9 protein-coding genes and 1 tRNA gene are annotated in these 8839 nt (G+C 67.2%); 7 read left to right on the top strand and 3 right to left on the bottom strand.

The features are described 5' to 3' along the window. Positions 1-54 precede the first annotated feature (54 nt). The gene (hisB, locus tag ACLFRM_RS08185) at positions 55-648 is read right to left on the bottom strand and encodes an imidazoleglycerol-phosphate dehydratase HisB (RefSeq protein WP_410755248.1); all 594 of its coding nucleotides are present in this window, start codon (positions 646-648) and stop codon (positions 55-57) included. A 244-nt stretch (positions 649-892) separates the two neighbouring features. On the opposite strand from hisB, the gene ACLFRM_RS08180 reads away from it, so the two are divergent. The 4 genes from ACLFRM_RS08180 (at position 893) to ACLFRM_RS08165 (ending at position 3897) form a co-directional block, all read left to right on the top strand. Then, positions 893-968: transfer RNA gene (locus tag ACLFRM_RS08180), tRNA-Phe, on the top strand. An 89-nt stretch (positions 969-1057) separates the two neighbouring features. Next, a complete protein-coding gene (dinB, locus tag ACLFRM_RS08175; RefSeq protein WP_410755247.1) occupies positions 1058-2137 on the top strand; it encodes a DNA polymerase IV in 1080 nt (359 codons plus the stop codon). A gap of 79 nt (positions 2138-2216) precedes the next feature. Next, complete coding sequence (locus tag ACLFRM_RS08170) at positions 2217-2963, top strand: ZIP family metal transporter (protein ID WP_410755246.1); 747 nt, start codon at positions 2217-2219, stop codon at positions 2961-2963. 175 nt (positions 2964-3138) lie between these two features. After that, positions 3139-3897, top strand: coding sequence for a tetratricopeptide repeat protein (locus tag ACLFRM_RS08165; protein ID WP_410755245.1), 759 nt, complete (start codon positions 3139-3141; stop codon positions 3895-3897). A gap of 85 nt (positions 3898-3982) precedes the next feature. Here ACLFRM_RS08165 and cls read toward each other — a convergent pair whose 3' ends face one another. Then, the gene (gene cls / locus ACLFRM_RS08160; protein ID WP_410755244.1) at positions 3983-5413 is read right to left on the bottom strand and encodes a cardiolipin synthase; all 1431 of its coding nucleotides are present in this window, start codon (positions 5411-5413) and stop codon (positions 3983-3985) included. Continuing rightward, complete coding sequence (locus tag ACLFRM_RS08155; RefSeq protein WP_410755243.1) at positions 5413-6273, bottom strand: SDR family NAD(P)-dependent oxidoreductase; 861 nt, start codon at positions 6271-6273, stop codon at positions 5413-5415. Before ACLFRM_RS08155 ends, cls begins: the two co-directional genes overlap by 1 nt. Before the next feature lie 109 nt (positions 6274-6382). Between ACLFRM_RS08155 and ACLFRM_RS08150 the strand changes: the two genes are divergently transcribed. From ACLFRM_RS08150 to ACLFRM_RS08140, 3 genes are all read left to right on the top strand, one after another. Further along, positions 6383-7051 (top strand): Bax inhibitor-1/YccA family protein, encoded by a 669-nt coding sequence (locus tag ACLFRM_RS08150; RefSeq protein ID WP_410755242.1) that lies wholly within the window; start codon positions 6383-6385, stop codon positions 7049-7051. A gap of 27 nt (positions 7052-7078) precedes the next feature. Then, a complete protein-coding gene (locus ACLFRM_RS08145) occupies positions 7079-7366 on the top strand; it encodes a hypothetical protein (RefSeq protein ID WP_410755241.1) in 288 nt (95 codons plus the stop codon). Between the two features lie 151 nt (positions 7367-7517). Beyond that, on the top strand, positions 7518-8839 hold a 1322-nt coding region (locus tag ACLFRM_RS08140), incomplete at its 3' end, for a HAMP domain-containing protein (RefSeq protein ID WP_410755240.1).

Here is an 8839-nt window from a genome sequence, read left to right as displayed (position 1 = left end):
CTCGCTCCGCGGCTCCTTGCACTCGGCCCGCTCGCGACGATTGTTCAAGGTGCCTCATAGTGATCCCTTGGTCGACGGGATGATGTCCGCCTGACGGTCGTCGGCGCTCAACGCCATGCGCAGTGCGCGGCCGAAGGCCTTGAACATGGTCTCGGCCTGGTGGTGCGCGTTGCGCCCGCGGAGGTTGTCGACGTGTAGCGTCGCCCCGGCGTGATTGACGAAGCCGCGGAAGAACTCCTCGACCAGTTCGGTCTCGAACCGGCCGATCAGCGAACGGGTGAAGTCGCAGTGGAACTCGAGCCCCGGGCGGCCGGACAGGTCGATCACTACCCGCGACAGCGCCTCGTCCAGCGGCACGTAGGCGTGGCCGTAACGCAGGATGCCGCGCTTGTCGCCGACGGCCTTGGCCACCGCCTGGCCGAACACGATGCCGCAGTCCTCGACCGTGTGGTGATCGTCGATCCGGGTGTCGCCGTCGCAGGTGAGCGTGATGTCGATCAGCCCGTGGCGGGCGATCTGGTCGAGCATGTGCTCGAAGAACGGCACACCGGTCTCCAGGCGGGCCTGGCCCTCACCGTCAAGGTTGATTTCGAGCGAGATGCGGGTCTCGTTGGTTTCGCGTCGGATCTGCGCGGTGCGTGCGGCCATGGTCGGTTCGCGTCTCGGGCGGTTGGAATTGGATCGGGCGGGAAACCTTCCCGAACCCGGAGCATACAATGCCCGCCGCGGCGCGTCAGCCTCTGGTCGGAAAACGCCGCCGGCCGGTCGACGCCAATCCGCCCGCGAACCTCTCCGGGCGGGGTTGACCGCGCGGCGATTTTGCCGTTAAATGCGCAGCCTCGTCGCCAGGCGACGGCGTCTCCACGTCGTGCCGCAAGTGACATGCGAACACGGCCAGATAGCTCAGTTGGTAGAGCAGGGGATTGAAAATCCCCGTGTCGGGGGTTCGATTCCCTCTCTGGCCACCACCATTCCCGAAAACCCCCGATCCCCGGATCGGGGGTTTTTCGTGTCGATACGGCATTATGTTGTTCGTCCGTCGTGCGGGAGGCTGTGCGTGCGCAAGATCATTCACGTCGACATGGATGCCTTCTATGCCTCGGTCGAGCAGCGCGATCGGCCCGAGTTGCGCGGCCGACCGGTGGTGGTCGGCGGCGATCCGGCCGGGCGGGGCGTGGTCGCGGCGGCGAGTTACGAGGCGCGCCGCTTCGGTATCCATTCGGCGATGCCGGCGGCGCGCGCGGCCCGGGCCTGCCCCGATGTGGTGTTCCTGCGCCCGCGCTTCGATGTGTACCGGGCGATTTCCCGCCAGATCCATGCCGTGTTCCGTCGCTATACCGATTGCATCGAGCCGCTGTCGCTCGACGAGGCCTATCTCGATGTCACCGACAGCCCAGCCTGCCGTGGTTCGGCCACCCTGATGGCGCGCGAGATCAAGGCGGCGATACGCGAGGAGACCGGGTTGATCGCTTCGGCCGGGGTGTCCTACAACAAGTTCCTCGCCAAGCTGGCTTCCGACGTGGACAAGCCCGATGGCCTCTACCTGATCGACCCTGCTGCCGCGCCGGGCTTTATCGAGTCCCTGCCGGTGGGTGATTTCCACGGCGTCGGCCCGGCGACCGAGCGACGCATGAAGGCCCGCGGCATCCACACCGGTGGCGACCTGCGCGGCCACGAGCTCCACGATCTGGTCGAGTGGTTCGGCAAGGCCGGGCGGTACTACCACCAGATCGCGCGCGGCATCGACGAGCGGCCGGTTCGCAGCCGTCGCGAGCGCAAGTCGCTGGGCCACGAGACCACTTACCCGAACGACCTGCTCGAGCGGGAGACGGTCGAGGCGGCCCTGGCGCCGCTGGCCGAACGTGTCGCGCGGGATCTCGCGGCCCGGGAGCTTGCCGCGCGCACGGTCACGCTGAAGGTGAAGTACGCGGATTTCACCCAGATCACGCGGCGGCGGACCTTCACCCGGTCGCTATGGACGGCCGACGAACTGCTCGGTGCCCTGCCGGGGCTGCTGGACGATACGGAGGCGGGCCGTCGCCCGATTCGTTTGCTGGGGGTGACCTGCTCCGGGCTGGAGCCATCCCGCGTTGTGCGGGCGGCCGAACTGGATCTCGGTTGGCCATCGCGGTGCTGAGGTGCCGGGGTGTCTCGACGCGCGATTTCGCCTCTTACCAACTAGAGTCAGCGACAATTACCCCTCACGGATTGCCTGAATGGAACTCGAAGTCAGCCTGCTGACCGTCTTTATCGCCGCGTTGATCACCGCGCTGACGACCGGCCTGGGCGCGATCCCGCTGGCGTTTGCCAGACAGGTGGACCAGCGCTGGCTGGCGGTGGGGGCGGCGTTGGCGGCGGGCCTGATGCTGGCGGCCAGCCACAGCCTGATCGACGAGGGCAGCGCGATCGGTGCCTGGCGGAGCCTGTTGGGCATCGCCTCTGGCCTTGCGCTGGTGGTGCTCGCCGATCGCTGGCTGGATCGACACGACACCCCGGACGTCAGCGACCTGCAGGGTGCCGATGCCAGGAAGGCCCTGATGATCGTGGGCGTCATGACCATCCATTCCTTTGCCGAAGGGGTCGGGGTGGGGGTCTCGTATGGCGGTGGCGAGGATCTGGGGGTGTTCATCACCGCGGCCATCGCCGTGCACAACATCCCCGAGGGGCTGGCGATCGCGCTGGTGCTGGTGCCACGCGGGGTGCCGGTCTGGCAGGCCGCCGGCTGGGCGATCTTCTCCAGCCTGCCGCAACCGTTGATGGCGATCCCCGCCTACCTGTTCGTGTCCGCCTTCGAGCCCGTGCTGCCGATCGGACTGGGGCTGGCTGCCGGGGCGATGATCTGGATGGTGTTCGCCGAACTGCTGCCGGATGCCAATCGTCGCCTGTCGGCGGCCAACGTCGGCACGGTGGTGGTGCTCTCCTTCATGGCGATGTTCGCCTTCCAGTTGACCATTGCCCACTGAGGTGAAGTGGCGCGGCCGGGCCGGGCCGGGCTGGTGTCCCGGTGGATGGCCTGGCGTACTGGATTCTGTTTTTCCTTCCAAATCAGCCACTCGGCGTGACATTTTGCGATTGAATTCCAGCCGTTCCCGCGGCATGCTTGTGCCGTTGGGTGGACATGTAACGAGGGGCAGGGTCATGGAACGCATCAATTCATTCGGCGTCGGTCGACTGGCGCGGGCGCTTGCGGTCGCACTGGCGGTCGGCGGGTCGGGGCTGTCGCTGACGGCCCAGGCTGCGAACGTCCCGGCGGCGGTCTCGCAGGATATCTACGAGCATGGCGGTGTCGAGCACTGGCTGCCCAAGGCCGAGAAGGGCGACATCTTCGCCCAGTACGTCCTGGGTCACATGTACTGCAACGGCAAGATGGTCGAGGAGAATCAGGAACTCGGCCTGCGCTGGTATCGCGAGGCGGCCGAGGCCGGTTTTGCCCCGAGTCAGCTGGCGGTCGGCACGATGTACTTCGAGGGCCAGGGCGTCGAGCGCGATCGCGCCAAGGCGCTCGAGTGGTTCGAGCGGGCCGCGGAGAAGGGCTATGCCCGCGCGCAGAGCAACCTCGCCGCGCTGTACCTCGGTGAAGAGGGTGTCGAGCCGGACTACGACAAGGCCCTGCACTGGTATCGCGAGGCGGCCGCCCAGGGGCACACCGTGGCCCGCTACAACCTCGGCATGATGTACGCCCACGGGCTGGGCCTGGATGAGCCCGACTACGTTGCCGCCTACGGCCTCTTGAGCCCGATGGTGGAAAATGGCCATCGCGCCGCCGACGAGTTGATGCAGTCGTTTCTCGGCGAGATGGACGAGCAGGAACTGGCAGCCGCGCGCGAGCTGTCCCAGGAGTTGCGCGCGCAGGATCGCATGCTGGTCGCCCTCGACCAGCGGGCCGCGAGCCGCTGATTCCACGACCAGGTCGGGTAACGAACGGCGTCCTTCTTCAGGGCGCCGTTTTTCTTTGTGGCCGGCCACCTCGGCCCGGGCGGGCTCAGAGCAGGGGCGAGGTCAGGCGGGCGAGGTTCTGGGCCAGTATGCGGCCGCGTCCCCGTGCCTCCCACTGTGTGCGGGACAGCGGCCGGCAGGCGCGTCGGTAGACCTCGACCTGGTCGGCCAGTCGTGCGGCGGTCTCGCTCGAATAGCACAGCAGGCCGAATTCGGCGTTGATCAGCGACGAGCGCACGTCGAGGTTGGCGCTGCCGACCAGGGAAATGCGGCCGTCGCACAGGGTGATCTTGCTGTGCAGCAGTCGGGTCGGGTGCCGCCGGATGACGACGCCGGCCTCGAGGAGTTCGTCGAAGTAGGATTCCTGCGCCAGTTGTACCAGCGGGTGGTCGAGCGATTCGGGCAGGATCAGTTCGCAATGGACCCCGCGCCGGGCGGCGGCCTTGAGCGCATCGAGGGTGGATTCGTCGGGGACGAAATACGGCGTGACGATCTCGACGCGTTCGGTGGCGGCGTGCAGCAGCCCGAGCAGCAGGCGTTGCAGCAGCGGTTCGGGGTACTCGGGGCCGCTGGGCAGGCCGACGCAGGACTCGTGCCCGGCGGTGACCGGGGCCGGGAAATAGCGTTCGGTCTCGAGCAGCAGGCCGGTTTCCAGGTACCAGTCGCCGGCGAAGATCGCCTGGAGCTCGAGTACCACCGGCCCCTCGATGCGCAGCATCAGGTCCTGATAGCACTGCCCGCGGCGGAACTCCGGGTGGACCAGGTTCATCGAGCCGGCGAAGCCGAGCTGTCCGTCGATCACCACCAGCTTGCGGTGGTTGCGCAGATCGAAGCGGGCCGCCTTGCGTGGCAGTTTGGAGCGCGGGAAGGCGCGCCCGACCGCGATGCCGCGCCGGGCCAGCCGTCGCAGGCCGCGCATTTCGTGCTTGGAGCCGAAGTCGTCGACGATCAGTCGCACGACCACGCCGCGGGCCGCCGCCCGTTCCAGGGCATCGAACACCGGCGCCGTGGCCCGGTCGATCGCCGCGATGTAGAAGGTCAGGTGGACGTGGTCCCGGGCGGCGTCGATTTCGCGCACCAGGTCGGCGGCGAAGGCGTCCATGGAATCGATCAGGCCGATGCGGTTGCCGTCGAACAGCGGAAACCGGCGCCAGCGACGCACCATCTGGTCCACCGCCGCGAAGCGTGCCGGCAGATTGCCGCTGCCCTGCGGTTCGGCCCGGGACAGGCGGTCGGTGATCGGCTGCAGGGTCTGGGCGAGTTGGGCGATCTTCTCGGCGCGGTCGCGCGACAACCGTGGCCGACCGACCAGCAGGTACATCACCAGCCCGACGATCGGCAGGAAGAACAGCAGCAGCAACCAGGCGGTCGCCGCGGCCGGCGGTCGACGCAGTGGCACGATGAACAGCGCGGCCAGCCGGATCGTCCACTCGATCAGGACGTAGAGCTGGGCGATGGGCGAGTCGAGCGCGCCCATCAGCGCTTGCCACCACCCGAGGCGCGCGCCAGCACCCGGTCCATGGCGCGCGTGGTCAACAGGCGCTTGAGCACGGCGAAGAGGTAGGTGGGTACGGTCACAGGGTAGCGTGCTTTCGGTCGGCGCGACTCGATCGCGTGGATCACCCGCCGCACCACGGCCTCCGGCGGCAGGGTGAACGGCGCCGCCGGCCCCGGCTTCTTGAGTCGTTCGAGCTGGCGCGCGTAGGCCTCGCGGTGCACCGAGTGCTGCCAGTCGATGTTTGCCTCGAAGGCGCGCTGGGCGTTGGCACGGAACCGCGAGGTGATCGGGCCGGGTTCGATCAGCGAGACGTCGATGCCGGTGCCGGCCAGTTCCAGGCGCATCGTGTCGCTGATGCCCTCGAGCGCGAACTTCGAGGCGACGTACGCGCCACGGAACGCCAGCGCACTGACCCCCAGCACGGAGCTGTTCTGCACGATCCGGCCGAAGCCCGCCTCACGCATCGACGGGATGACGAGGTTGGTCAACTCGACCGTGCCCAGCAGGTTGGTCTCGAGCTGGGCGCGCAGTGTGTCGCGGCTCAAGTCTTCCACCGCGCCCGGTTGCCCGTAGGCGCCGTTGTTGAACAGCGCCTCGATCGGGCCGCCGGCGGCCTCGACCGCCGCCGCCAGCCCCGCGCGGATCGAGGCGGAGTCGTCGAGATCCAGCGCCACGGCGGGGATGTGGGCATGCGGCCAGTCGGTCACGTCGGCCGGGTCGCGCAGGCCGGCGACCACGTGATGCCCCCGTTCGGCGAGCATCTCGGCGGCCCGTCGGCCGATGCCGGAGGAGCAGCCGGTGATCAGGACGCGGCGGGGACGGGTGGTGCGGTCGGACACGGACGGACTCCTCGGTTCAGGGCGGTCGGGCGATTGCGCCTGAGTTCACAGCACTTATACTCGACCATCAATCCGAATCACATGATTACCAGAGACGAGGTGAGGTTGCATGGCATTCGAGAATCCGACCACCGTCCAGGCGGGGGTCTCCCAGCTCGAGACCCACAAGGTCATCCGCAACACCTACATGATGCTGTCGCTGACGCTGCTGTTCTCGGCGCTGATGGCGACCGTGTCCCTGCTCGCCGGCGTGCCGGGCTGGACCTCCCTGCTCACGCTGGGCGGCGCGCTGGTGCTGGTGTGGTTCGTCCTGCCGCGCACGGCCCACTCGGCGGCCGGGCTCGGGGTGGTCTTCGCCATCACCGGGCTGCTGGGCTTCGGGCTCGGGCCGATGCTGAGCCACTACCTCGCCCTGCCCAACGGCGGGCAGATCGTGATGACCGCCCTGGGCGGCACCGGCGCGATCTTCCTCGGCCTGTCGGGCTACGCCCTGGTCTCACGGCGTGACTTCTCCTTCATGGGCGGTTTCCTCGTGGTCGGCCTGGTGGTCGTGCTCGCCGCCATGCTGGGCAACCTCTTCCTCGAGATCCCGGCCCTGTCGATGGCGATCTCCGCGGCGGTCGTGCTGCTGATGAGCGGATTCATCCTCTACGACACCGGCCGGATGGTTAACGGCGGCGAGGACAATTACCTGCTGCTCACCGTCAGCCTGTACCTGAACATCTTCAACCTGTTCGTGCATCTGCTCAGCCTGCTCGGGATGAGCCAGAACGACTGATGCCTGCCCCGGCGTCGCCGGAGCGGGATGTCAGACAAGACCCCTTGCCTGCCGCAAGGGGTCTTCTTGTTTTCGTTGGCCCGGCTGAATCCGGGTGAACACGGGCAAGCCGGAAGGAGTGAGACGATGGAACTGTGGATGAAGATCGGCATGGCCGTGCTGCTCGGCGCGGTGCTGCTGTTTTTGCTGCCGCGGGTCAGGCCGATGATGGCTGCCAGTCGCAAGGGGTCACGCGAGGAATGGCTGGGTGTGGCGTTGATCCTGCTTTTGGTGGCCGGGTTCGTGGCGTTCCTGATGAATGTCGCAGGCAATTGACCGAATTCTGTCGCCGTCCGGCGGGTGGTGGGGCGGTGTCGGTCAAGCTGGGCATCAAGTTTTCGCTGCCCGGGTCGATAACCCGGCTTGCCCACAAGAACCGAGCGGGTATTAGCCCGCCCTGATACAGGCACTAGGGCAGGAGGAGCAAATGCTAGGTTGGTTGAATCGTTTCAGTTTGTCGCAGAAGAACCTGATCGGGTTCGGGTTGATCCTCGCCCTGATGGTCGCCATCGCCGTGCTCACCATGGTGAACATGGGCAAGGTGGCCCATGAGGTCGAGGAGGTGGTCGAGCGTGGCCAGCCTGCCGCCTTCGCCGCAGACACCATTCGCATCCAGGTCGAGCGCGGCGTGGGGGCACTGGGCTTCTATCTGCAAAGCCAGCGTGACGAGGACCTGGCCAGATTCCGCGATTCGCTGGAAAAGCTCGAGGCCGCGCGTGCCGAGTTGGCCCGCTACCGGGACAATGACGGCGGCAAGCTCGACGAGCAGATCGACCGCTTTACCAGCACGGCCGAGAAGATCATCACGATCTCCGGTGACGAGGCGGCCAACAACCCGGGCATGCAGTACGCCAACGAGCACGCCAACCCCCTGCAGCGCGAGATCTCGGGGCTGCTCGGCCAGCTGCTCAATGCCGAGGAGAGTGCCGATGCCACCCGCTATTCGCGGCGCCAGCTGGTGATGGAGCTGGCCCGGTTGCAGGGTGACTGGGGCAACGTGGTCGCGGGGCTGCGTGGCTTCATCTCCTTTCGCTCGCCGGCCTTGCGCGAGAATTTCGACCTCTACGCCTCACAGGCACTCGAGCGCGCCGAGAAGATCGTCGATGACTACGACTACCTGCTGACCTTCGAGCAGCTCGATGCAGCGGAACAGCTGACCGAGAAGCTGGCCGCGTTCATCGAGGCGGCCGATCGTGCCTTCGATATCCATGCTTCCGAGAAATGGCGAATGGATGCCTATCTCGTGCGCACCGAGCTGACCCCGGTGTTCATGGAGATCGAAGAGAGCGTCGAGTCGATCGTCGAGCGTGAGCGCGGCCAGATTGCCGAGCGCTCGAGCAGCCTGTTGGCCGCCCTGGACTCGACCAGCAACTGGCAGATCGGTTCGGTGATCGCGGGGATGCTGGTCGTCGGCCTGCTGGCCTGGCTGTCGGTGCTGACCATCTCCCGACCCCTGCAGCAGATTGCCAGTCGGATGCGCGACATCGCCGAAGGCGATGGCGACCTGACACGCCGCCTGCCGGCGCAGGGCAGCGATGAGATCGCCCAGGTGGGCGCGGCGTTCAATACCTTCGCGGATACCGCGCAGAACCTGGTGCGCGAGGTGGCCCGCTCGTCCTCGGCCATGTCCGATGCATCCGAAAGCCTCGAGCGCGCCTCGCGGCGCGGTCGGGAAGGGGCTCGGCGCGAGGAGGCGGCGATCGATTCGCTGATGACGGGAATGAGCCAGACCCTCGAGGCGGCCGAGGA

The sequence above is a fragment of the Guyparkeria sp. genome, from assembly GCF_046540515.1.
Classification (GTDB): Bacteria; Pseudomonadota; Gammaproteobacteria; order Halothiobacillales; family Halothiobacillaceae; genus Guyparkeria.
Note: the sequence above shows the minus strand (reverse complement) of the source record. Positions and strands in the feature narration are given on the sequence as shown.

What these genes read in the sequence shown, in the direction of transcription:
- ACLFRM_RS08165 (WP_410755245.1), top strand. Translation starts at nt 3,139, where the DNA reads ATGGAACGCATCAATTCATTCGGCGTCGGTCGACTGGCGCGGGCGCTT.
- hisB (WP_410755248.1), bottom strand. Translation starts at nt 648, where the DNA reads ATGGCCGCACGCACCGCGCAGATCCGACGCGAAACCAACGAGACCCGC.
- ACLFRM_RS08145 (WP_410755241.1), top strand. Translation starts at nt 7,079, where the DNA reads ATGTCAGACAAGACCCCTTGCCTGCCGCAAGGGGTCTTCTTGTTTTCG.
- ACLFRM_RS08170 (WP_410755246.1), top strand. Translation starts at nt 2,217, where the DNA reads ATGGAACTCGAAGTCAGCCTGCTGACCGTCTTTATCGCCGCGTTGATC.
- ACLFRM_RS08150 (WP_410755242.1), top strand. Translation starts at nt 6,383, where the DNA reads ATGGCATTCGAGAATCCGACCACCGTCCAGGCGGGGGTCTCCCAGCTC.
- cls (WP_410755244.1), bottom strand. Translation starts at nt 5,413, where the DNA reads ATGGGCGCGCTCGACTCGCCCATCGCCCAGCTCTACGTCCTGATCGAG.